The following is a 24638-nucleotide window of genomic DNA, read 5'->3' on the forward strand; positions in this document are numbered from 1 at the left end:
CTAATGTTTACAACTATAGATTCTCGAAATAAGTAGAAAAACCTCCTTTATTTCCAAATTTATACTTGTAAAGTTCATTTGTAAAAATCCACTATTCACAAAATTACATATATCGACATTTCCAATTATGTACTATAATAGAAACTAGACAAAACTGTACGTCAAACTATTGAGGTGAAATGAAATGTTACGAGGCTTCTACACAGCGACCGCCGGCATGATCTCCCAGCAGCGCCGCATGGAATTGCTGTCCAATAACCTGTCCAACGCAAACACACCTGGCTACAAAGCAGACCAATCATCACTTCGCGCGTTTCCGGAAATGCTTTTGAGCAAATTGGACGCAACGAGCGTACCTACCACAAAACCGCTGAAATTCGCTCAAAACCAACAGATCGGCCCAATAAACACAGGTGTCTATGTCCAGGACATCGCACCAAAATTCTCACAAGGTGACATGCGTCCAACAGGAAATGACACAGATCTTGCCATCCTGAACCAGACCCTACCGGAAAATGCATCCGTCTTCTTTACAGTGGAAAATACGGACGGCACACCGAGATACACGAGAAACGGGAACTTCACCCTGGACTCCCAAGGCTACCTGACCACCAACAACGGACTTTACGTTTTGGACGAGAACAACAACCGTATCCAGATCAACTCAGGCTCCTTCACACTGCAGCCGGATGGAACCATCCTTGTGGACAACACTCCACAAGCCAGAATCGGCATCGCCCTTGCCAATAATGCAAACGAGCTGATCAGGGACGGCAACGGACTGTTCCGCGCATCAGAAGGACAGCAACTGACCAATGCCAACAACAACCCGAATATCAGCTTCCAGATCATGCAAGGCCATATCGAGCGATCCAACGTTGACTCTGCGCAGACAATGGCGGACATGACATCGGCCTACCGCGCATTTGAAGCGAATCAGAAGATCATCCAGGCCTACGACATGAGCATGCAAAAAGCAGCGAATGAAATTGGCCGCATCAACTAGCCGACACATAGCCTCACGAACGAACATTACGGAGGAACATATAAATGAACAGAATCATGCATAATGCAACAAATACGATGTACAACCTACAAAAACAACTCGACCTGATTGGACATAATGTGGCAAATGTCGATACAATCGGCTATAAAAACCGCAGTGCCAGCTTCCAGGAGCTTCTTGCCCAGCAGGCAAACAATCAGCCGCTTGGACGCTATGAAACGATGAGACAGACTCCTGCTGGCATTCGTCTCTCCACAGGTGCTGGCCTAAGCCAAACAAAGCTTAACCTCGCCCAGGGAGCTTTAAAAACGACGGAACGTATGTTAGACTTTGCTCTGACGAAGGAAGACCAGTTCTTCAACGTCAAGGTTACGGAAAACGGCCAGTCAAGCACGCAATACACACGAAACGGTGTATTCTACTTGTCGCCGATCAACAACAGTGAAGTGATGCTAGTTACAGCTGACGGTCATCCTGTACTGGACAGCAATGGCGAACAGATCATCCTTCCAGAAAATATCAAGGAAGTGACGCTTCAGCCTGGTGGCGTCCTAACCTCATCCTTGAACAATGGCACGGCCATCGCGCGTGAGCTTGGCATCACCCAAGTGATACGTCCGCAAATGCTAGAAGCGAGACCAGGATCCTTATATGCACTGCCGAATGCGGAGATTGCAAACGCTAATGATATAATTAACGACATCAACGGTGCTCAGCGTAACGGCATCGGCCTGCAACAGGGCATGCTCGAACAATCCAATGTGGATCTTGCCTCCGAGTTGACGGAAATGACATTAATGCAACGGAATTATCAATTTAACGCAAGGTCTGTCCAATTTGCCGATCAGATGATGGGACTTGTGAACGGCCTGAAATCATAAGATAGAAATCCAAAGGTAAAAGGAGGTTGCGCAATGGAACAAAACGAAGCAAGACAAGAGAGCTTAACAAGGGAAGAGTTGCGCAAAGCTCAAAAGAATAAAGCAAAACAGGAAAGAGAAATTGCTGCAACCAGTGAGGAAAAACCGAAACGTCTGAAATGGCGTACTCGCCTCATTCCGATTTGGCTCCGAATAGTAATCATTTTAGGTGTCATGGTGGTTGCTGCTGTAGCCGGTGCCATGTTTGGCTACGGAGTACTTGGCGACGGCAATCCAGTAGATGTATTGGACAAAAGTACGTGGCAGCATATTATTGACCTTGTCAACAAAGAGTAAGGAAGTCGATACAAAGGCTTCCTCTTTTTTATGGCTTCGTATATAATTGTAAGTAACTATTAGTAGGAGGTCATAAAAATGTTAGACATCAATCAGATAAAAGAAATCATTCCACATAGATATCCGTTCCTGTTAGTGGACAAGATAATAGAAATCGAAGAAGGCCAGCGTGCAATCGGGATCAAGAATGTGACTGCAAATGAGGAATTCTTCAACGGACATTTCCCAGAATTCCCGGTAATGCCAGGGGTTCTGATCGTCGAGGCATTGGCTCAGGTCGGAGCGGTTGCCATGTTGAAAAAAGAAGAAAATAAAGGACGCCTTGCCTTCTTCACCGGTATCGACAACTGCCGATTCAAAAAGCAGGTCATACCTGGAGACCAGCTCCGCCTGGAAGTCGAAATGACTCGCGTCCGTGGCAGCATCGGCAAAGGAAAAGGTATCGCAACGGTAGATGGGCAATTGGTCTGTGAACTGGAAATGATGTTCGCATTAGGTCAAAAGTCGTAATTTGAAAAAATTTGTTCATTTATGCAAGCTTTTACGAATAATGGGGAATATAAAAAGGGACCAAACGAAAAAAGCATTAAAGGTCTTCAATAATAAAACCCATATGCGAAAGGAGTAGGTTAGAATGAACAAAATGTTAATCAAATTAACTGGTACAGCGTTAGCGGCAATGTTGATCACTGGATGTGCAGCAAATAACGAGGATGTTCCACCACCTGAGAACGAGCAGCCTCCTGCGGAAGAGCCTATGGATCCTGATATGGAGCAAGATGAGAACCAGATGGAAGATGATATGAATAAAGACGAAGAGAATATGGAAGAAGATGTGGAAGAGGATACTGGGGACGACCAACAGTAATCTTTCAAAAAGCGGGGGACAGTGTATGCTGTCCCTATTGTTATGCCCGTTTGCGTTGGGGCCATGTCCCTGGCCAGGGACATGGCCCCGAAGCACCCGAGCACCCGCCCCCCAACGCCCCGCCCCATCACTTCTTATAATCCCAAACAACCTTCCACTCATCCTTCTCCTCTACCACATACACATACTGAACAAATTCAAAATGCCCATACTTCCCTTGATAAGTCTGAACCACTTCGAATTCAAACGCAGTTTCGAACACTTTGCCTCCCTTCTCCATCTTCCACTTGTTCAACTTCTCCGCATCGCTTACTTCATAGGTAAATGTCTCCGCACCGAAGTGTCCGTTAAATACGTGTGCCCGGTCTTGAATGTAGGATCCCCGGCTGAATTTATCGTGCAACGAGGAATGCAGCAGCTCCCACGATCTTCCGTAGTCCCCCTCCTGCTCGAACGCATAGAAATCCTCCACCACTCTTTCGGCTTTGCCTTCTGCACTTATTAATATAGAAGAAAAAAGATAGATAATAATGCCCAATAGACCTGCTCCAAGCAGTAAAAGGACTAATTGCTGTCTCTGCCGTCTTCTTCGCATGATGATCTCCCCTAACCTTGTTGCCTGTCTCCTATTCACATATATGCCAAAAAAGCGTTCTTCATATCTATTCGACAAAGAACGACCTCTAATTCGACAATATCCGATATAACTGTTAAAAGTTACACATAAAATATTTGTAAAGATTTAGAAATCCTCTTTTATTACAAACAAATTACATTTATGATATAAATAGTTGAAGAAAAATGTTCGTAAAGACATAGGAGGAATAACATAGATGGGAAAAGTACGTAAAGCGATTATCCCGGCAGCAGGTCTTGGTACGCGGTTCTTGCCTGCAACAAAAGCAATGCCAAAAGAAATGCTGCCGATCGTGGATAAGCCGACAATTCAATATATTGTAGAAGAAGCGGTTGAGTCCGGAATTGAAGATATCATCATCGTAACGGGTAAAGGAAAGAGAGCGATTGAGGATCATTTCGATAATTCCTTTGAGCTTGAACAGAATCTGATGGAAAAAGGGAAGCTGGAGCTACTGGATGCTGTTCAGAAGTCTTCCAAAGTGGATATCCACTACATCCGTCAGAAAGAGCCGAAGGGACTAGGGCATGCGGTTTGGTGCGCTAGGAAGTTCATTGGCGATGAACCATTCGCGGTACTTCTTGGAGACGACATCGTCCAGGCGGAAAAGCCGTGTCTTCGTCAATTGATGGATGAATATGAAAAAACATTTGCATCCATCATCGGTGTTCAAACAGTCAACGATGATGAGACGCATCGTTATGGCATTGTAGATCCTTTAATGCAGCAAGGCAGAAGATATCAAGTTAATAACTTTGTAGAGAAACCGAAGCAAGGGACTGCACCTTCCAATCTGGCAATTATGGGTCGCTACATCCTCACTCCGGAAATCTTCATGTTTTTGGAGAACCAAGAGACAGGTGCGGGTGGCGAAATCCAGTTGACTGATGCAATCCAGCAGCTAAACCATATTCAGCGTGTATTTGCTTTTGATTTCGAAGGGACCCGTTATGATGTAGGTGAGAAGCTCGGGTTTGTGAAAACAACGATTGAATTCGCCCTTAGAAATCCCGAATTGCGTTCGGAATTACTTCCGTATCTGGAGAAACTCACACAGTTGGAATCTATTAATAAATAATGAAGAATAGGAGTGGTCGGCAATATTGTCCACTCCTATTCTTTTTGTTTTTGCAGATAAAAATAGTATTCGACACACATTAGACGTCATTCGACATAAACCGATATATTTGTCAATATTTACTCCGAAAAAGCAAGCGTTTTCATCAATTTTCCACTTTTATTACAGGTTAATTACAATTAATATATAGATATGTAAAGAAAAGTAACCTATAATAGTTTCTTGAGGCAACAAATTATGACATCTCAGGAAGAATAAAATTGTTTTAAAACTACGGAGGTTGGCATGGAAGAAACGATCAGTCTGAAGGAACTATTTGAAACGATAAAAAAACGTTTATGGCTTATTGCACTTATAACGATTGTTACAACAACAACAAGTGGGGTAGTGAGCTTCTTCTTAATTACTCCCATCTATGAATCTTCTACACAATTACTAGTAAACCAGTCAAAATCAGATCAGTCTACGGTGGACGTAAACCAAATCAGATCAAATATCGAAATCATCAATACATACAATGTCATCATTAAGAGTCCATCGATATTGGACAAAGTTAGTGAAGAACTGGATAGTAACGAAACGGTAGGTTCTCTTAACTCCCAAATTACAGTTGGCCCTGAAGGTCAGTCACAAGTATTAAAAATAACTGTTCAGCATCCAGACCCATCAATGGCAGCTAAAATCGCAAATACCACGGCTGAAGTGTTCCAAAAAGAAGTAATCAACCTGATGAACGTGGATAACGTAACCATTCTATCACCAGCACAAATGGGAGAAAGCCCTTCACCAGTTAAGCCTAAACCAGTACTGAACATGGCAATTGCAATGGTGGTAGGATTAATGGCTGGAGTAGGTATTGCATTCCTGCTTGAGTACTTGGACACCACAGTGAAAAGCGAACAGGATATAGAAAAGCTTCTGGGCTTACCTGTCTTGGGTACGATCACGGTTATAGAAGACAAGGATATTCAGGAAGCTGTCGCTAACAGAAAAGCAAGAACGAGAGGTGAGACAGTTGGCTCTTAGAAAAAAACGTAAACCAGCCTCCTTGGTGGCTACAACAAGCAGACATCTAATAGCAGACAAGCTCCCGAAATCCCCGATATCGGAGCAGTACCGTACAATCAGAACGAACATTCAGTTCTCACTCGTTGATCAGCAGCTGCGTTCAATCATGGTGACTTCATCCGGACCGGCGGAAGGGAAATCCACAACGGCAAGCAACATGGCGGTTGTATTTGCTCAGCAAGGGAAGAAAGTTCTTTTCGTGGATGCCGACTTAAGAAAGCCGACTGCACACTACACTTTCCAACAGGAAAACTTCAAGGGCTTAACAACGGTATTAACAAAGCAATCCGAATTGATCGAAACAATCAAAGCTACAAGAATTGCCAACCTTGATATTCTTACAAGTGGACCGATTCCCCCTAATCCTGCAGAGCTATTAAGCTCAAGAGCAATGGAGGAACTGCTGGCAGCTGCTTACAAGCAATACGATATGATCGTGTTCGATACACCGCCTGTATTGGCTGTAACAGATGCACAGGTCCTGGCCAATAAGTGCGACGGCACCATCCTGGTCGTTGCAAGCGGGTCGACCGATAAGGACCGTGCTGCAAAAGCGAAGGAGCTTTTGGAATCGGCAAAGGCGAAGCTTCTTGGTGTTGTGTTAAATAGAAAGAAACAGAAAGATAGCTCGTATTACTATTACTATGGAACAAAATAAGAGGATGGTTTGTCCTCCTCTTTTTTGCCCAAAAACCATGACTATATTACTATTAATTTTACAATAAATACAAAATGAAAAGGAGGTTTTGCAATGACGTACAAGAAACGGCTTTCGTTGTTGATTCTGGTAGACTCCCTGATTGTTCTATCATCGATCTACATAAGCTTCTGGATGCTGATCCCGGATTGGAACATCTTCAACTCGAAAACACTGCTCATGAGCTCATTAAGTTTAATTATTTGGCATCATTTATTCGCTTATTCCTACAAGTTATATCATAAGGCCTGGCAGTATGCGAGTATCGGAGAGTTGCTTGGAATATTGAAAGCCGTGACGTATTCCGTTGCGGTTACGGGGTTTGTTCAATTATTGGTCGTGGAAAATATCTATATCAGAGCGCTTCTCATCACCTGGATGCTACATATGATTCTAATCGGCGGTTCCCGTTTCTCCTTCCGCCTGTTCCGGGATTACTATCGGAAAACCAAGACGAATAAGAAGAAGACTCTCATTGTCGGGGCGGGTGCAGCTGGTACGATGGTTGCCAGACAGTTATTGCAGAATCATGAAGCGGATCTCGAGCCAGTTGCTTTTGTTGACGATGATGTGATGAAACATAAGCTTCAAATCCTTGGTATTCCAGTACTTGGAGATGTAACAAAAATCGAGTCCATTATTGAAAAGATGGACATCGATAACATCATCATTGCCATCCCTTCCTTAGGGAAAAAAGAAATCAATACCATCTTTCAAGAATGCAGCAAAACAGACGCAAAAACACAAATCATCCCGATGCTTGAGGACCTCATGCTCGGAAAAGTATCGGTCAACGAGTTCCGAGACGTGGAAGTGGAAGACCTTCTTGGCCGTGAACCGGTAAAACTTGATATGAAAAGCATCTCTGAATCTATTACAGGCAAGACAGTGCTCGTAACAGGCGCAGGGGGATCCATCGGCTCGGAAATATGTCGTCAGATATCCAGCTTTAATCCGGAAAAGCTCATTCTGCTGGGTCATGGGGAGAACAGCATCTACACAATCGAATTAGAGCTTAGAGCTCAATACGATCAGGCATTCACCATCCTGACTGAAATAGCTGACATCCAGGACCGCGATAAGATCTTCCACCTGATGGAAAAGTACCAGCCTGACGTCGTGTACCATGCAGCGGCTCATAAGCATGTGCCATTGATGGAAAGAAACCCGGAAGAAGCGGTAAAGAACAACGTCTTCGGCACCAAAAACGTAGCAGAAGCGGCGGACACATTCGGGGTAGGAACATTCGTATTGGTCTCCTCCGACAAAGCCGTCAACCCGACCAACGTTATGGGTGCTACGAAACGTTTTGCAGAGATGGTCGTCCAGCAGCTGGCGCAGGAAAGTCAAACAAAGTTCGTCGCCGTACGATTCGGAAATGTCCTTGGAAGCCGTGGGAGTGTCATTCCATTATTCAAGAAACAGATTCAGGCTGGTGGACCTGTGACGGTTACGCATCCTGATATGACACGATACTTCATGACCATCCCGGAAGCATCCAGACTTGTTATCCAGGCTGGCACTCTAGCCCGCGGTGGAGAAGTATTTGTTCTGGATATGGGAGAGCCCGTGAAGATTGTGGATCTGGCAAAGAACCTGATTACACTTTCTGGATACTCCATTGATGAGATTGGGATCCGCTACTCTGGGATTAGACCTGGGGAGAAGATGTATGAAGAGCTTCTGAATGAGGATGAGATTCATAAGGAGAATGTGTTTCCTAAGATACATATTGGGAAAGCAAGCCTCAAGGATGAAAATGTGTTGGGTTACTTCTTGAGTAATTTTTCAGATATGAATATTGAAGAAATTAGAAGCTACTTACTGTTAGTTGCGAACAATAGAGAAAATGAAATACAGCATCTTAGCAAGACTAAAATCCCTGTTTAAGGACAGGGATTTACACACAGAGAACCTATTGACCTGTACATCGCTTCAGGGATAGGTTTTCTGTTTGTAAATGGTTGGTGATGTCTCCTTACCCTTATCAATGGAGGCACTCGGTTGCACTGTGGGTGGGGGACTGCCTTAGATAGAATTGTCGGTGGTGTGGTGTGAGGTGGGGTTGGATGCCTGTTTTAATATATGCAATAAGGAAATAATCCGGAGGTGTTACATGGTAAAGAAGAAATTTCTTTCTGACAACTATGGAATTACATTGATGGAAGTTTTGGTTACAGTGGTCATTCTAGGAATTATAGCTGCCATTGCAGTGCCTTCTATAAAAGGATTAATTTCTAAAACAGAGGCTGATGTTAGTGAGGCAAATCGTCTTGAATTGAGAAGGATGTATAAGGAGGGAAGACTTTAAAAGACCAAGAACACAGTGATGTACTTTTCACTACATATCTATCTGGCTTTGATGGGAAATATGTCCGATAGGTGGAGATATTGTTTATGTTGAAGGGGAAGTAGAGTGCGGTGAGCATTCTACAGATGATGAGTATGAAGGGGATGTGCCTTTTTTGTGAAGTTTGGCATTTTTGTATAGAGCCAAAGTGCTTGATAAAGACTTTGGGGAAGGGCAGCGATGTATTTTGGCTTTCTTATTTTGATTGAGTGATTTTAGGGAACTGACTATAGTGAATAGATGACACGTTGAAAGCCTTGTGGGATAAGGGTTTTGGCGTTTTTAGTGAGATTTATTGATTGATTGAATGGTAAATTATAATAGGAAGAAACTCGGTATATGGATGCGAGAATATTATTTCCTATTTGTTTGGTAGATTGAATAGATATTACGAGGTGGCTATTTGAAGTGGATAAGATTTAGTGGTTTAGTAGTTGGTTGGAATAAGAAAATAACTGATTCTAATTAAGTCCTAATCTACTAAAGAACAAATTTTAAGGAGTGCAGCTGGATGTATATGAAGGTTAAAAGATTGATAGATATTATTCTTTCTTTAATAGGACTTATTGTCTTATCACCCATTTTTTTAATTCTAATAATTGCTATTAAGATGGATTCAAGAGGCTCCGTTTTGTTTAAACAAAAACGAGTAGGAATTAGCAAGACTCATTTTAACATATTAAAATTCCGTACCATGAGAATAGATACACCGAAGGACACTCCAACTCACTTATTAGGTAATCCAGAACAGCATATCACAAAGATGGGTAAATTCCTGAGAAAAACCTCACTTGATGAACTTCCGCAGATTTTGAATATTTTTGTGGGACAGATGAGTATTATTGGGCCAAGACCAGCACTATGGAATCAGTATGATCTGATTGCTGAACGGGACAAGTATGGTGCTAATGATGTACCGCCTGGATTGACAGGCTGGGCACAGATTAATGGTAGAGATGAGCTTCCTATTGAAATTAAGGCTAAGTTGGATGGAGAGTATGTTGAAAGGATTAGCCTTTGGATGGATGTAAAGTGCTTCTTTGGGACCATCGTTCGTGTTGTAAAAAGTGATGGGGTTGTTGAAGGTGGGACTGGAACTACAGCGAAAAAAGAAATCGCGAGTAGTAAGGAGAGTATTATCAAATGAAAAAAATACTGATAACTGGTAAAAGCAGCTATGTGGGAAAAAGTCTTGAGAAGTGGCTTGGAAAATATCCTGATAAGTATTCCGTTACCTCCATTAGTTTAAGGGCCGATTCATGGAAGGAAAAAAAATTCTCGGGCTATGATGTAGTTTTTCATGTTGCTGGAATAGCACATATAAAGGAGACAAAGGAGAATGCTGACCTTTATTACAAGGTTAACCGCGACTTGACTTACGAAGTTGCTCGGAAGGCAAAAAATGAAGGTGTTAAGCAGTTCATTTTTTTAAGTTCGATGAGCGTATATGGTATTGAAAGTGGTGTAATTAATAGAAAATCTCCCCTGAATCCAAAAAGTAATTATGGGAAGTCCAAACTTCAGGCAGAAGAACTAATAAAACCTTTACAAAATGAAAAATTTAAAGTTGCAATAGTTCGTCCACCAATGATTTACGGTAAAGGATGCAAAGGGAATTATGTAAGATTAGCAAAGTTTGCTCTTATAACTCCGGTTTTTCCTGATATTGATAATAAACGTAGTATGATTTATATAGATAATTTGTCTGAGTTTGTAAAGTTTTTAATTGATAATTATAATAGTGGAACTTTTTTTCCTCAAAATAGTGAGTATGTGAGGACCAGTGAGTTTGTAAAGTCAATAGCAGAAATGCATGAGAAGAAGATTTGGTTAACTAGATTATTTAATCCTTTACTGAGGTTGTTGAAGAGTAGTACTTTAAATAAAGTATTTGGAGACCTAGTATACGAAAAGGGTATGTCAGAATATGAGATTCCATATTTTATTTGTGATTTTTACTCTTCGATTTCTATGACCGAAAGGGGGAAGTAATTTGAAGGATGTTTTTACAAAAGAGAAATTAATAAGCATAATAATGCCTGCATACAATTGCGAAAGGTATATCGAAGAAGCTATTAAATCAGTTATTGAACAGACATATCAATTTTGGGAGTTAATAGTTATAGATGATGGATCAAGGGATAATACAGTAAGAATTATAAAAGAACTTTCAATTAAAGATACCCGTATTAAATTATATATTAATGAAACAAATCAAGGAGTATCAGCAACTAGGAATAGGGGCATTACACTTGCTAATGGTAATTGGATAGCATTTTTAGATAGTGATGATATGTGGAAGAAAAATAAGTTGGAAAAGCAGTTGCTGCACTCACAAAAAATTAATTCTGAGTTTACTTTTACAGGCTCATCTTTTATCAACGATGTTGGAGACTTTTATCAAGGGATCTTTGATGTTCCTAAGAAAGTTAGTTATAAAGAATTAAGAACACATAATGTTATATCTTGCTCATCTGTCCTCATAAAGAAGAGATTTTTTGAAAACATAAAAATGGAAAACGATGATATGCATGAAGATTATGCGGTTTGGCTAAGAGTATTAAGGACCGGAGTCTATGCTTATGGTGTCAATGAGCCACTTCTTATATATAGAATTTCCAAAAACTCAAAATCAGGAAACAAATTAAAAACTTTTAAGATGACTTATAAAGTATTTCGTTTCATTGGTATTAATCCGTTGGCTTCGATTTATTATATGGTTAGGCATATTATGGGTTCCATTAAAAAATATAAAAATATCAAATTAAATGTCCATTAGATTTTTTAATTTAATCGATTTCATAAATTTCAACATTGTTATTGAAAAGTGAACTTTGGGTTATGTAATTATATTATAAATGCAATTACCATGTGGTCGATATAGACTAGCTCTATTTTATTCGTTTTTCGGTTGATAATGTACATTATTGAAATTGACTTAACAATTGTATAAATAACATATAAGAATTATTTATACCGTGCTTAAACAGCAAATTGTTGTTTTTTCAAAGGTACTAAAAATTGGAGGTTAGAGTTATGGGAATTCCCACAGAATCAGTTCATCCGAAAATATCTATTGTCGTTCTTTCATTTGATGGTTATAGGGATGTATGGCCGTTTTTTTTTGAAGCCTTTTATAAATATTGGCCGGATTGTGAATATCCGATTTATTTAGTTAACAATGAAACTGAGGTTAGTTATAAAAATGTTCGTCTAATACAAACGGGCAAAGAAATCAACTGGTGTAATAGAGCAAGAAAAGCAATTGAACAAATAGATAGTGACTATGTTCTTTTGCTACTTGAAGACTATCTTATAGGTGAAAAGGTTAAAAACTCTGAGTTAAATCAAGCGATAAATTTCATTTTTAATAATAATGTAAATTATTTTAGAATAACTAATATCCCTCGGAAACGGACTATTAAGGAAAATTGTGATCGAATTTACCCAATATATAAAAATGAGGAGTATGGGGTTAATCTTCAAGCTTCAGTATGGAAGAAAGACTTTCTTTTAGCGAAGTTAAAAGAAGTTGATGGTTCAGCATGGGAATTTGAAATAAATTTTTTAAAAGAAGCAGTAGATAGCAATAAAGAACCATTCAATGATTGTTTTGTAAGCACTGCTAATATTATAGATATTCATAACGGAATATTAAAAGGTAAATGGTTTCCTAAAACAATAAGGTATTTTAAAAAAAGAGGAATTAATATAGATTACCAATATAGAGGAAAACTTTCCATAAAAGAGGTCATTACCCACAATGTTAAGTTTTATTTAAGAGAAAATATACCAAACAGTTTAAGGAAAAAAATCAAGAAATTGTTATTAAAGATGGGTGTAAAATTTGTTTCACAATTTTAGGGGAGAGAATTTGATATGAAATTATTATGGATAAGCAGCATAGCTTGGATAAATAATGGTAAATATAGACTACCAGTAAACGGCCCTGGTGCAGTATCTGGTTCTCTCTTTCAGCAAAATATTATTGAAGGGTTGGAGGAGCAAGAGTTAAATATAGCAATCCTGAGTGACTTTCCAACTACTAAGAAGTTTAATAAAGGTTTTAAATGGTCACATAATAAGTCGAGTAATGATTATGCAGTAGGGTCCTTTAAGATTCCACTAATATCTATGATTATAAAAACTGTACTCATGTGTTTCAATATATTAAAAAGGAAAGAGAAAAGGGAGTATAGTGTCGCCGTTGCTTATTTAATCCACACACCCTATTTGATAGCACTTTGGTTTGCTAAAAAGTTGAACAATAATCTCAAAACTATTTTGATTTGTCCCGATCTGCCCGGATATATGGATATGTCATTGAAGGACAAACCCATAAAAAGTTTTTTTAAGAAAGTTGATTATTGGGTTATTAATAAATTGCTAAATAATATTGATGCTTTCATTTTGTTTTCAGATGCAATGAGAGAGCAACTTCCAATAAAGAATAAGAAGACATTGGTAATTGAAGGTGTCTATTCACCGAATGGGATAAATTTTGATAAAGTAAACAAAAAAAAATCCATTATGCATGCTGGCACACTTCATAAAAATATAGGAATTGAAAATATAATAGAGGGCTTTAAACTAATAGAAGATAAGGAACTAGAACTTTGGATATTTGGAGACGGTGAGTTAAATGAATATATTCAAAGAGAAGCTAGAAAAGATAGAAGAATTAAATTTTTTGGATTTGTATCAAGAACAGAATTATTTGAATATCAGAAGCAAGCAACGTTATTGATTAATGCACGAAACTCTATCGATGACTATACAAAGTATTCTTTTCCCTCAAAAACATTTGAATATATGGTATCTGGAACCCCGTTTCTAACAACAAAATTATCTGGGATTCCAGAAGAGTACTATGATTATTTATATACAATGGATAGTAATGCCCCTTCTATAATATCAGATCACATTAAACAAATACTTGCTATATCTGATAAAGAAAGGGAACTCTTTGGGTTAAAAGCAAGGGATTTTGTATTAAAAAATAAAAATAAAAACAGTCAATCTACTAAGATGAAAGAGTTTTTAAGGTCTATAAATTCTCAGTAACTTCTATTATATATATTTGAAAATAAATCAACTAAAGGAGTTTATGTAATGTTTAATAATAAAACTTTACTTATAACAGGTGGTACTGGTTCTTTTGGAAATGCTGTTATGGAAAGATTTCTAGATACCGAGATAAAGGAAATTAGAATTTTCTCGCGTGATGAAAAAAAACAGGATGACATGAGAAAACTATATAGAAACGATAAATTAAAATTTTATATTGGGGATGTAAGAGATTTAGCTAGCGTTAAAAATGCTATGCATGGTGTCGACTATATTTTCCATGCTGCAGCATTAAAGCAGGTTCCATCATGCGAGTTCTTCCCTCTTGAAGCAGTAAAGACTAATATTATAGGTACAGACAATGTTCTAACAGCAGCTATTGAGTATGGAGTTAAAAAGGTAATTTGCCTTTCAACAGATAAAGCGGCTTACCCAATTAATGCAATGGGGATTTCAAAAGCAATGATGGAAAAGGTATTTGTTGCTAAATCGAAAACTGTTGATCCTGGTAGGACACTAATTTGTGGAACTAGATATGGTAATGTGATGGCATCACGTGGATCGGTTATACCACTATTTATTGAACAAATTAAAAATGGTCAACCTTTAACAGTAACAGATCCTAATATGACAAGATTTCTTATGAGCTTAGAAGAGGCGGTTGAGTTAGTTGTCTTTGCTTTCCAGAATGCAGAAGCAGGGGATATTATAGTTCAAAAATCACCAGCTAGTACAATTGGTGATCTTGCTCAGGCAATAAAGGAATTGTTTAATGCGGATAATGAAACAAAAATCATTGGAACTCGTCATGGAGAAAAACGTTACGAAACACTTCTTACTAAAGAGGAATACGTAAAAGCAGAAGATTTACCTGGTTTCTATCGAGTACCTGTAGATCAAAGAGATCTTAACTATGATAAGTACTTTGCAGAGGGAGATCAAAAACTTACTACCGTAGAAGAATATAACTCGGATAATACACAAATTCTTAGCATTGAACAAATTAAAGAAAAACTACTTGAATTAGATTATGTACAAAACGAATTAAAAGAATGGAATAAAAAAGTTCACGTTATGAATTAAAGGGTGGTTTTGAGTGATGAATATTCTTGTTACAGGAGCAAAAGGGTTTATAGGAAAAAACCTTATCGCAGAACTTATGAATAGAGGATATAGTAATATTTTTGAGTTTACTAGGGAAAGTGATCCTATATTACTTGAAAAATATACAAAGGAATGTGACTTCGTCTTTCATCTAGCTGGAGTTAATAGGCCAAAAGATGAAAAAGAATTTATGGAGGGGAATTTTGGTTTAACTTCTCAATTACTAGAGCTATTAAAAAAACATAACAATAAGGCCCCTGTTCTTCTTACTTCATCTATACAGGCAGAAAAGGACAATCCTTATGGAAGAAGTAAGAAGGCTGGAGAGGATTTACTATTTAACTACTACTATGAAACTGATGCGAAGGTTTATGTATATAGATTACCGAACTTATTTGGTAAGTGGAGCAAACCTAACTATAATACTGTGGTAGCTACATTCTGCCATAACATAGCTAATGGCTTAGATATTCAGATAAATAATCCGGATGCAGAGCTTAATCTTTGTTATATAGATGACTTATTAGAGGAGTTTTTAAGAGCTCTTGAGGGAAATGCCACTATGCAAGATGATTTCTGTGTTGTACCTGTAACTCATTATATTAAACTTGGAGATTTAGCGAACCTTATAAAAAGCTTTAAAGAAAGTAGAACAAATTTAAGTATCCCTAATATGGAGGATGCTCTAACTAAAAAGCTATATAGTACCTACTTAAGCTTTTTACCAGTTGATAAGTTTTCTTATGATCTTAGAATGAATTGCGATCAAAGAGGGTCCTTTACGGAGTTTATGAGAACACCTGAAAGAGGACAAGTTTCTGTAAATGTATCTAAACCTGGGATTACAAAAGGAAATCATTGGCATCATACTAAAAACGAGAAGTTCTTAGTCGTTAGTGGGGAAGGTTTAATTCGTTTTAGGAAGATTGATTCTGAAGAGATTATTGAGTATAGAGTAAGTGGTGAAAAGCTACAGGTGGTAGATATTCCTACTGGATATACGCATTCAATAGTAAATGTAGGGGAAAGTGATCTCGTGACAGTAATGTGGGCAAATGAGTGCTTTGATCCAGAAAAGCCGGACACATATTTCGTGGAGGTATAATTAATGAAGAAATTAAAAGTTATGACAGTCGTTGGAACTAGACCAGAGATTATAAGATTGTCGGCTGTTATTAATAAATTAGAAGAATCAAATGCTATTGAACATACACTTGTCCATACAGGACAAAATTATGATTATGAATTAAACGAAGTATTCTTTAAAGATTTTAATTTAAAAAAACCAGACTATTTTCTTAATGCAGCTACCGGGACAGCGGTAGAAACAATCGGGAATATACTGGTTAAAATAGACCCAATTATGGAGAAAGTAAAACCAGATGCATTTTTAGTGTTGGGAGATACAAATAGCTGTTTATGTGCTATTGCTGCAAAAAGGCGTCATATTCCAATATTCCATATGGAAGCAGGAAATAGATGCTTTGATCAAAGAGTACCGGAAGAAACTAATAGAAAAATTGTAGATCATACAGCAGATATCAATTTGACCTATAGTGATATTGCAAGAGAATATCTTCTTAGAGAAGGCTTTCCTTCAGATAGAATTATTAAAACAGGTAGCCCTATGTTTGAAGTTCTTAACTCTAGAAAACAAGATATAGAGTGTTCGGATGTATTAGAGAGATTGGACTTAGAGGAAGGAAGCTACTTTGTAGTATCAGCTCATAGAGAGGAAAATATCAATTCAGAAAACAATTTTCTAGATTTGGTTGATAGTTTAAATGCGATTGCTGAAAAGTATAATATGCCTGTGATTGTGAGTACACATCCTAGAACTAGAAAAATGATAGATGTTAAAGGGGTAGAATTTAATCCTTTAGTGAAGACTATGAAACCTTTAGGATTTAATGATTATGTAAAGCTTCAAATAAAGGCGAAAGCAGTTCTTAGCGATAGCGGGACTATAAGTGAGGAATCTTCTATTCTTGGATTTAGAGCTCTTAATATTAGGCAAGCCCATGAAAGACCAGAGGCGATGGAAGAAGCTGCTGTAATGATGGTTGGATTAGGTAGGGAAAGAATCTTACAAGGTTTAGAAGTTTTAGAGGCTCAGGAAAAAAGCACTTTAAGAATTGTTGGGGATTATAGTATGCCTAATGTATCTGACAAGGTTCTTAGAATAATCTTATCGTATACTGATTATATAAATAGAGTTGTTTGGGGTAAGTAAATTGAAGAACTTTATATTATGGAAGGGGATCTAAATTGACTCATATTATATTTCTTATTGTTTTATTTTTTTCCTTTCCAGATTTAAATAAAAAACTTCCATTCTATACACTCTCGTTCAGCACATTATTTCTTTTTTTAGCAATAAGATATGACTTTGGAAATGATTATTTCTCTTATATGAATTTACATGCTTTAATTAATGATGGGCTTGTAGATTTTGGGGGAAAGGAGATTTTATTCAATTACTTAAATCTGCTGATTCCCAACTTTTTTTGGCTCATTGCCATTATTAGCCTCTTCTATATTATATCAATATATAATTTAATCAAAAAAAATTTTAGTGCTAAAGATTATTGGTTTAGTTTACTACTTTTATTGGTTAATCCGTATCTCTTTTTAGTTCATTTATCTAGTTTAAGACAAACAATAGCAATATGCTTTATTATTTTTGCTATAAAATTTGCCATAAAGAGAAACTTTCCTCTTTATACAATCTTAGTATTAATTGCTTCAGGATTCCATCAAAGTGCGATTGTATTATTACCCGTTTACTTTCTTTTAAATGAGAAAAAAATAAATATAAAATCGATAAGTATTATTTATGGTATATTAGTTGTTTTGATTGGAACTCCATTATTTGAGGCGATTTTAGATAGGATATTGGAATATTTCCCACATAATTATACTTATTATTTTAATCAAGGTTATACAAATAGTCTTAGGTCTACATTGATATCAGGCACTTTATTTCTATTTTTGATATTAAATATAAATAAGTTGCAAGGAAAAGAAATGATATACGGAAAGTTATCATTAATCTCTACAATAATTTCTATATTATCTATAAAAGTTTCCATGATTTTTAGAATAGGTATGTATTTTGAAATATTTTTAGTAGTAACGATACCATTTATAATCTGCCGACTTAAGCGAAGGTCACATAAGGTATTGTTGTCTATTATTATCTTAACTATTTATCTAGGAAGATATGTTAATTTCTTTAACGGGAATGAACATTATATATATAAGACAATATTAGGAATGTAAATTTTAAAAAAGAGGGATTACAATGATAAAAGTATTATGGCTAATAAATATATCTTTACCTGAAGTAAGTAATTTAATGAATGAAGAAGCATCTCCATATGGTGGGTGGCTTATAAATACATCAGAAGATTTAGCAAACAAAAAGGGAATAGAATTGACAATTGCGTTTCCTAAAAAAAACATTCAATCCTACCGAAAGGTTAAGGGTGATAAGATAACCTATTATGCCTTTACCCCCGTTAGAGACAAAGATAAGCAAATAATTGAGGAAAATATAGTATTTAGAAATATTCTTAATGAAGTTAATCCAGATATTGTTCATATTTATGGTACAGAAATAGCTCACTCTCTTTCAATGGTCAACATATGCAAGCGGGAGAAAATAGAAGCTGTTGTTTCAATTCAAGGGCTAGTATCTGTAATTCCGAAGCACTTTGAGGCAAATTTGCCTTTTAAAACTATTTTTGGTTTCACATTAAGAAACATATTGAGAAAGGACAATGTGCGGGGACTAAAGAAATTATTTATAAAAAGTGGAAAGAATGAAATTGAGGCAATAAAAAACATAAAACATATAATTGGTCGAACAACTTGGGATAAAGCATGTACATCACAAATTAACCCACAGGCAGAATATCATTTCTGTAATGAAACATTGAGACAAGAATTTTATAAACATCAGTGGAAAATGGAGAATTGTGAAAAGCACTCGATCTTTTTAAGCCAAGGCCAATACCCAATAAAAGGTCTTCACTATGTAATAGAAGCAATGCCTCTCATTTTAAAGAGATTTCCTAATACAAAGTTGTATATAAGTGGAAAGGATATTACTAAGTCAGCAACAATAAAAGATAGATTGCTTATGACCTATTACGGAAAATATATTAAAAAGATGATTCTTGATTCTGAATTAGAAAAAAACATAGTTTTTACTGGCCCTTTAGATGAAAAGGAGATGTGTAACAGATATTTAAAATCAAATATTTTTGTTTGTCCATCATCTATTGAAAATAGTCCTAACTCTTTGGGAGAAGCTATGATATTAGGAGTCCCATCCGTAGCTTCTAATGTTGGTGGTGTGGCTGATATGTTAAAGCACAAAGAAGAAGGTTTTGTTTATCCAGCAGATGCACCTTATATGTTGGCGCATTATGTATGTGAAATATTTAATAATGATGAGCTAGCCTTACGGTTCTCTAACAATGCCAGAGCACATGCTTTGAGAACGCACGATCCTTTAACAAATACAAACCGTTTAATAGAAATATATGAAGAAATATTGCAAAAGAAGGAATAGGAATTGAAAATAAAAGATAAAATCGCAGTATCTCTGGAAAGATTAAAAGGTAATGAGGTTGCCACCAAGATTATCAATAATGCGAGTTGGCTAGTTGGGGACAAAGTTTTTACTATGGTTATTGGCGTATTTGTCATGGCACTAGTTGCTAGATATTTAGGTCCAGAAAATTATGGTGTATATAATTATGCTTTAGCTTTTGTAACCTTATTTACAGCCTTATCAACATTAGGTTTAGAAACGCTATCTGTTAAATCAATTGTACAACAAGATGAAGAAGAGGGTACGATACTATTCACAAGTTTAGTTTTACGCGTAGTAGGTGGGGGAGTATTAACATTTCTAGCCAGTATTACTATTCGATTCGTCGCACCAGATGAAGAGCTTGTCCATTTACTTGTATTAATTATGTCATTCACCATGATCTTTAAATCGTTAGAAGTCATAGAGTACTGGATACAAGCGTACCAGAAATCGAAAATATCTTCGTTGATTCGTATGGGAGTATATGTTTTTTCTGCTCTGCTAAAAATTGTTTTTGTACTTTTGGAAGGTAGTTTAGTCCATTTAGCTATGATCTATATGTCTGATGCATTGATTATAGGAATCGCACTAGTTATTGCATATTTTAAAAATAGGACCTTACAATCAAAGTGGAAGTTTAAATTCCAATATGCGAAAAATATATTGTCACAAAGCTGGTATTTAATTCTTGCAGGGCTTATGGGGACGCTTTTTATGCAAATTGACAAGGTGATGCTTGGTTCTATGTTACCTAACAAGGAAGAATTAGGTATATATTCAGCCGCAACTCAAATTGCGAGCATGTGGTATTTTGTACCAATGGCTATAATAACTTCATTTAAGCCAGTCATTATGGGTAAGAAAAAAATAGATGAAAAGAGTTACCTAAAATCAGTTCAGCTTTTATATACAATTGTGGCTTGGATAGGAATTGCATTCGGAATCTTTATTCTTTTGTTTTCAAAAATAATTATAGGAATACTTTATGGACCTGACTATTTTAAGGCTGCAAGTATTTTGTCAATAAGTATATGGGCAGGAACTTTTGCTATGCTTGGTACTGCTGCTTCAACATGGATGGTTAGTGAAGGAACTCAGAAATATAGTACTATACTTCTTTCTGGTGGAGCAATAGCTAATGTAGGTCTTAACTTCATTTTGATACCTATTTTAGGTGGATATGGTGCTGCTATCGCAACGCTAGCTGCTCAAATTATAGCTAATTTTATTATTCCTTTATTCATAAAAAAAGTAAGATATAGTTCAATGATGATGCTAAAAGCATTTACGTTTACAGGATTAAGAAAAGAAGATTGAGGCTTTTGTGTTTAGAATGAAATAAAATAATTATTTATGTGAGAGGAAATCCAATTATGACAGACCAGAAAAAAATTGTGCTTTACAACCCCGCAATAAGCAGTCTAAATATGGGAGACCATATAATATTTGATGGTGCATATAGACAGTTAGAGGATTTATTGAATACATCTTTTATTGTTGAAGTATCTACACATTTACCAGTATCACGATACTTAAGACATACAAAAGATTTTGACTATAAATTTGTTTGTGGAAGTAATTTATTAAGGGGGAAAATGAATAGGCTCTTTAGGCAGTGGGATATCAATATTTTTAATGCTAACAGTGTTGGCCCCAGTGTGTTAGTTGGTACTGGTTGGTGGCAGTATGGAGATGAACCGAATTATTATACAAAAAAATTATACAAAAAGGTTTTATCTTCTGATTTATATCACTCTGTAAGAGATTCTTATACTGAATCGCAGATGAAAAAAATGGGGTTTGATAATGTTATAAACACTGGTTGTCCCACTATGTGGAGCCTCACAAAAGAACATTGCCTAGATATAAAGGTTGCTAAATCTGAGGATGTTGTTTGTACCATTACTGATTATAATAAAGATGTTACGAGAGATAAAAAAATGCTTGAAGTCCTTTGTGACAATTACCAAAATGTTTATTTATGGATTCAAGGAACTAAAGATTATGAGTATTTCAAGGAATTAAATTTTAATAATACTAAGATTAAATTGGTTCCCCCAAATTTAAGATCTTATGATGCTATATTAGAAAAAAATGTGGATTATGTGGGTACAAGGTTACATGCTGGGATTAGAGCACTTCAAAAGAAAAGAAGGACTATAATTATTGCTATTGATAATAGAGCAATAGAAAAGCAGAAAGACTTTAATCTTAAATGTGTTTCTCGTAACGAAATTGAACTATTACCTGATTTAATAAATAGTAATTTTTCAACTGAGATTAATATACCAATTGAAAATATTGAGAAATGGAAAAGTCAATTTCTTAGATGATTTTAGAAGCATTGAGGTGAGGTAAGTGAATAAAGCTGAATTGGATGTTCCTGTGGCATTAATTTTTTTTACCAGGCCTGAAACATTGAAAGAGGTTTTTAAGAAAGTAAAGAAAGCCCGACCGTCTAAGTTATTTTTAATTCAAGATGGTGAAAGAAAAGGAAATGAATTTGATTATGCTAAAATCAAACAGTGTAGAGAGATAGTTAATGATATTGATTGGGAATGCGAGATTTATAGAAATTATTCAGATGTAAACTTGGGTTGTGGTAAAAGACCAAAAACAGGTATTTCTTGGGTGTTTGAATATGTAGATAGAGCAATAATTCTTGAAGATGATTGTATTCCTGCAGATTCCTTTTTTCCATTTTGTAAAGAAATGCTAGAAAAATATAAAGATGATTCTAGAATAGGAATAATAAGTGGATTGAATTATTTCAAAGAATATGATTTTGGTGGTTATTCGTATGGATTCGTTAAAACAGGTGCAATATGGGGATGGGCAACCTGGAAAGATCGTTGGCAAAAATATGAATATGATTTAAAGAAGATCGATGAAACATATGTTAGAAATAATGTGTTACTAGATATAACTCCTAAATATGCAGCTAATAGAAGAATAAGGACTTGGGAAAACGCAAGGAAAGAATTAGAAGGAAATAATGTTACATCATATTGGGATTATCAATGGGGTTTTACAAGACATGTTAATTCGTGGTTGTCAATAGTTCCTAAATATAACCAAATTACAAATGTAGGAATTGGTACTGGATCAACTCACTCAGGAAATAACATTAAATTACTGCCTAAAAAAATTGCGAATTTTTTCTTTATGGATGTAAAAGAACTAGAACTACCACTTAAGCATCCAGACTTTGTTTTACCTAATAGACAGTACGACGCTAATTATTATAAAATAATTTACCCAAATATCTTTCATGGTCTATTAAGAAAAATATCTAGTAAAGTGAAAAAATTTTATTACAAATAAAAAAAACTAGAATGAAACTTAATTAGCAATACTATGTTGAATTATTTATTCAATCCCGAGGAATCGAGGTGATATACCCCTTGAACATACTAGTAACCGGTGGTGCTGGATATATAGGCTCTCACACTTGTATTGCTTTACTTGAAGCAGGACATTCAGTCATTATTGCTGATAATCTTTCTAACAGTAAAAGTGAGACTGTTATGAAAATCATTGATATAGCTGATAAAGAAGTTAATTTTTACGAGATTGATGTAACAGATGCAGAAGCTGTTGAAACTATTTTCAGAAAATATAAGATTGATGGAGTGATTCATTTTGCGGGCCTTAAGGCAGTAGGTGAATCTACAGAGAAACCGCTAGAATATTATTACAACAACATTGTAAGTACAATGGTTCTAACAAAAGCTTGTCAGAAATATGGTGTCAATCGGTTTGTTTTTAGTTCGTCAGCAACAGTGTATGGAGATAATAAAGTACCTTTTGTAGAGACAATGGGTCTCCTACCAGCGACTAATCCTTACGGTGAAACGAAAGCCATGAGTGAGCGGATTCTAACCGATATAGCAAAAGCAAACCCTGCGTTCTCGGTATCTGTCCTTCGTTACTTTAATCCAGTAGGTGCTCATGAGAGCGGACAAATAGGTGAGGCACCTAACGGAATACCTAATAACCTGATGCCTTATGTAACTCAAGTCGCAAAAGGTAAAATTGAGATATTAAGAGTTTTCGGAAATGACTATTCTACGGTGGATGGTACCGGGGTTCGCGATTATATTCATGTAGTAGATCTTGCTGAAGGTCATGTTGCTGCATTGGAAAATCTTACTGAAGGTGTTCATGTTTATAACTTGGGAACAGGAAAAGGTACTAGTGTACTAGAGTTAGTGAAAGCTTTTGAAGAAGCTAATGATATCGAAGTCCCTTACGAAATTGTGGATCGGAGACCTGGGGATATCGCTTCATGCTATGCCGATGCTTCAAAAGCAAAGCGGGAACTAGGATGGACTGCTAAACGTGATCTTATCTCAATGTGCCGAGATGCTTGGCGGTTTGAGAAAAATTATATGGAATAGTGTGTAGTGTGATTTAGTAAATTACCCGTTGGGCCAAATAATGGCTCGGCGGGCTTTTTTGTCGTACTTTTTATCTTTTCTCACCACAAAGGGGACCAGCAAATCTTAACATAATCCTCCATTTTCAAACTTTCCTATATTTGCACAGCATTTCTTCTTTTAATTTTTTTCCCCACTCAAGATCAATAAGCATTACATATAAATTGTCTCGAAGAGATGAAGCATCGGAAGCATCGGGGACGGTTCTCGTTGCTTCCAAAGATAAAACAGCAGGCCCCAAGTTCTGGTCACAGTGACTCCCCGAATTTTGTCGATGAAGCAATAAAATGACGGTTGATTGCCATCTAACTACAGCCATACGATTGTTCCATCGTTGCAATGTTTTTGTTCCACTTCTGACATCAAATTGTTCCACCTCTGCCAGCGAGAAGTCCACATAAGAAGTGTATGTAAACGCTAGAATAAAGTTGACACTTTTTGCTCGATAGGATTTTACACTTTTGCTCAATCAACCTACTACTTTAGTAAAATAGTTCGTGACGT

26 protein-coding genes are annotated in these 24638 nt (G+C 36.6%); 24 read left to right on the forward strand and 2 right to left on the reverse strand.

The genetic code is table 11. From position 1 onward, the window contains the following. Nucleotides 1-184 precede the first annotated feature (184 nt). From ACFVAD_RS16355 to ACFVAD_RS16375, 5 genes are all read left to right on the forward strand, one after another. The gene (locus ACFVAD_RS16355) at nucleotides 185-1006 is read left to right on the forward strand and encodes a flagellar hook-basal body protein (RefSeq protein WP_386642301.1); all 822 of its coding nucleotides are present in this window, start codon (nucleotides 185-187) and stop codon (nucleotides 1004-1006) included. A 44-nt stretch (nucleotides 1007-1050) separates the two neighbouring features. Beyond that, on the forward strand, nucleotides 1051-1887 hold the full coding sequence (locus tag ACFVAD_RS16360) for a flagellar hook-basal body protein (protein ID WP_386642304.1): 837 nt from the start codon (nucleotides 1051-1053) through the stop codon (nucleotides 1885-1887). Nucleotides 1888-1920: 33 nt separating this feature from the next. Next, the gene (locus ACFVAD_RS16365; RefSeq protein WP_386642307.1) at nucleotides 1921-2223 is read left to right on the forward strand and encodes a DNA-directed RNA polymerase subunit beta; all 303 of its coding nucleotides are present in this window, start codon (nucleotides 1921-1923) and stop codon (nucleotides 2221-2223) included. A gap of 78 nt (nucleotides 2224-2301) precedes the next feature. Beyond that, a complete protein-coding gene (gene fabZ / locus ACFVAD_RS16370) occupies nucleotides 2302-2733 on the forward strand; it encodes a 3-hydroxyacyl-ACP dehydratase FabZ (protein WP_386642310.1) in 432 nt (143 codons plus the stop codon). A gap of 124 nt (nucleotides 2734-2857) precedes the next feature. Then, nucleotides 2858-3091 (forward strand): hypothetical protein, encoded by a 234-nt coding sequence (locus tag ACFVAD_RS16375; RefSeq protein WP_386642312.1) that lies wholly within the window; start codon nucleotides 2858-2860, stop codon nucleotides 3089-3091. A gap of 127 nt (nucleotides 3092-3218) precedes the next feature. Here the strand turns inward: ACFVAD_RS16375 and ACFVAD_RS16380 are convergent, their stop codons facing one another. Further along, nucleotides 3219-3686 (reverse strand): hypothetical protein, encoded by a 468-nt coding sequence (locus ACFVAD_RS16380; protein ID WP_386642314.1) that lies wholly within the window; start codon nucleotides 3684-3686, stop codon nucleotides 3219-3221. A gap of 238 nt (nucleotides 3687-3924) precedes the next feature. Between ACFVAD_RS16380 and galU the strand changes: the two genes are divergently transcribed. From galU to galE, 19 genes are all read left to right on the forward strand, one after another. Next, nucleotides 3925-4806 carry a UTP--glucose-1-phosphate uridylyltransferase GalU gene (gene galU / locus ACFVAD_RS16385; protein ID WP_386642317.1) on the forward strand — a complete coding sequence of 294 codons (882 nt, stop codon included), beginning with the start codon at nucleotides 3925-3927 and terminating at the stop codon, nucleotides 4804-4806. Nucleotides 4807-5091: 285 nt separating this feature from the next. Next, on the forward strand, nucleotides 5092-5832 hold the full coding sequence (locus ACFVAD_RS16390; RefSeq protein WP_386642319.1) for a YveK family protein: 741 nt from the start codon (nucleotides 5092-5094) through the stop codon (nucleotides 5830-5832). Next, on the forward strand, nucleotides 5822-6532 hold the full coding sequence (locus ACFVAD_RS16395) for a CpsD/CapB family tyrosine-protein kinase (RefSeq protein ID WP_386642322.1): 711 nt from the start codon (nucleotides 5822-5824) through the stop codon (nucleotides 6530-6532). Before ACFVAD_RS16390 ends, ACFVAD_RS16395 begins: the two co-directional genes overlap by 11 nt. Before the next feature lie 93 nt (nucleotides 6533-6625). Further along, nucleotides 6626-8461, forward strand: a complete 1836-nt coding sequence (locus ACFVAD_RS16400; RefSeq protein WP_386642325.1) for a polysaccharide biosynthesis protein — start codon at nucleotides 6626-6628, stop codon at nucleotides 8459-8461. A gap of 226 nt (nucleotides 8462-8687) precedes the next feature. After that, nucleotides 8688-8882 carry a type IV pilin protein gene (locus ACFVAD_RS16405; RefSeq protein ID WP_386642328.1) on the forward strand — a complete coding sequence of 65 codons (195 nt, stop codon included), beginning with the start codon at nucleotides 8688-8690 and terminating at the stop codon, nucleotides 8880-8882. 550 nt (nucleotides 8883-9432) lie between these two features. After that, nucleotides 9433-10068, forward strand: a complete 636-nt coding sequence (locus tag ACFVAD_RS16410; RefSeq protein WP_386642331.1) for a sugar transferase — start codon at nucleotides 9433-9435, stop codon at nucleotides 10066-10068. Beyond that, nucleotides 10065-10913 carry an NAD-dependent epimerase/dehydratase family protein gene (locus tag ACFVAD_RS16415; RefSeq protein ID WP_386642334.1) on the forward strand — a complete coding sequence of 283 codons (849 nt, stop codon included), beginning with the start codon at nucleotides 10065-10067 and terminating at the stop codon, nucleotides 10911-10913. The genes ACFVAD_RS16410 and ACFVAD_RS16415 overlap by 4 nt, the downstream gene beginning before the upstream one ends. Nucleotide 10914: 1 nt before the next feature. Then, a complete protein-coding gene (locus tag ACFVAD_RS16420) occupies nucleotides 10915-11700 on the forward strand; it encodes a glycosyltransferase family 2 protein (protein ID WP_386642337.1) in 786 nt (261 codons plus the stop codon). Between the two features lie 257 nt (nucleotides 11701-11957). After that, nucleotides 11958-12785, forward strand: a complete 828-nt coding sequence (locus ACFVAD_RS16425) for a glycosyltransferase family 2 protein (RefSeq protein WP_386642340.1) — start codon at nucleotides 11958-11960, stop codon at nucleotides 12783-12785. 15 nt (nucleotides 12786-12800) lie between these two features. Then, complete coding sequence (locus ACFVAD_RS16430) at nucleotides 12801-13985, forward strand: glycosyltransferase (RefSeq protein WP_386642342.1); 1185 nt, start codon at nucleotides 12801-12803, stop codon at nucleotides 13983-13985. 48 nt (nucleotides 13986-14033) lie between these two features. Continuing rightward, nucleotides 14034-15071 (forward strand): polysaccharide biosynthesis protein, encoded by a 1038-nt coding sequence (locus tag ACFVAD_RS16435; RefSeq protein WP_386642345.1) that lies wholly within the window; start codon nucleotides 14034-14036, stop codon nucleotides 15069-15071. A gap of 16 nt (nucleotides 15072-15087) precedes the next feature. Beyond that, nucleotides 15088-16197 carry a capsular polysaccharide biosynthesis protein CapF gene (locus tag ACFVAD_RS16440; RefSeq protein ID WP_386642348.1) on the forward strand — a complete coding sequence of 370 codons (1110 nt, stop codon included), beginning with the start codon at nucleotides 15088-15090 and terminating at the stop codon, nucleotides 16195-16197. A 3-nt stretch (nucleotides 16198-16200) separates the two neighbouring features. Next, nucleotides 16201-17325, forward strand: coding sequence for a non-hydrolyzing UDP-N-acetylglucosamine 2-epimerase (gene wecB, locus ACFVAD_RS16445; protein WP_386642351.1), 1125 nt, complete (start codon nucleotides 16201-16203; stop codon nucleotides 17323-17325). 35 nt (nucleotides 17326-17360) lie between these two features. Further along, nucleotides 17361-18374: an EpsG family protein gene (locus ACFVAD_RS16450; RefSeq protein WP_386642354.1), complete on the forward strand. Its 1014-nt coding sequence runs from the start codon at nucleotides 17361-17363 to the stop codon at nucleotides 18372-18374. 22 nt (nucleotides 18375-18396) lie between these two features. Beyond that, the gene (locus ACFVAD_RS16455) at nucleotides 18397-19671 is read left to right on the forward strand and encodes a glycosyltransferase family 4 protein (protein WP_386642356.1); all 1275 of its coding nucleotides are present in this window, start codon (nucleotides 18397-18399) and stop codon (nucleotides 19669-19671) included. A 3-nt stretch (nucleotides 19672-19674) separates the two neighbouring features. After that, nucleotides 19675-21012: a flippase gene (locus ACFVAD_RS16460; protein ID WP_386642359.1), complete on the forward strand. Its 1338-nt coding sequence runs from the start codon at nucleotides 19675-19677 to the stop codon at nucleotides 21010-21012. Nucleotides 21013-21068: 56 nt separating this feature from the next. Beyond that, nucleotides 21069-22028 (forward strand): polysaccharide pyruvyl transferase family protein, encoded by a 960-nt coding sequence (locus ACFVAD_RS16465; RefSeq protein ID WP_386642362.1) that lies wholly within the window; start codon nucleotides 21069-21071, stop codon nucleotides 22026-22028. A gap of 25 nt (nucleotides 22029-22053) precedes the next feature. After that, nucleotides 22054-23019, forward strand: coding sequence for a hypothetical protein (locus tag ACFVAD_RS16470; protein WP_386642365.1), 966 nt, complete (start codon nucleotides 22054-22056; stop codon nucleotides 23017-23019). A gap of 80 nt (nucleotides 23020-23099) precedes the next feature. Beyond that, entirely contained in the window at nucleotides 23100-24095 is a 996-nt protein-coding gene (galE, locus tag ACFVAD_RS16475; protein WP_386642368.1) for a UDP-glucose 4-epimerase GalE, read from the forward strand. Nucleotides 24096-24219: 124 nt separating this feature from the next. On the opposite strand, the gene ACFVAD_RS16480 is transcribed toward galE, so the two are convergent. Beyond that, nucleotides 24220-24603, reverse strand: coding sequence for a hypothetical protein (locus tag ACFVAD_RS16480; RefSeq protein WP_386642371.1), 384 nt, complete (start codon nucleotides 24601-24603; stop codon nucleotides 24220-24222). Nucleotides 24604-24638 lie beyond the last annotated feature (35 nt).

It is taken from the genome of Sutcliffiella sp. NPDC057660 (assembly GCF_042800035.1).
GTDB lineage: Bacteria > Bacillota > Bacilli > Bacillales > Bacillaceae_I > Sutcliffiella_A.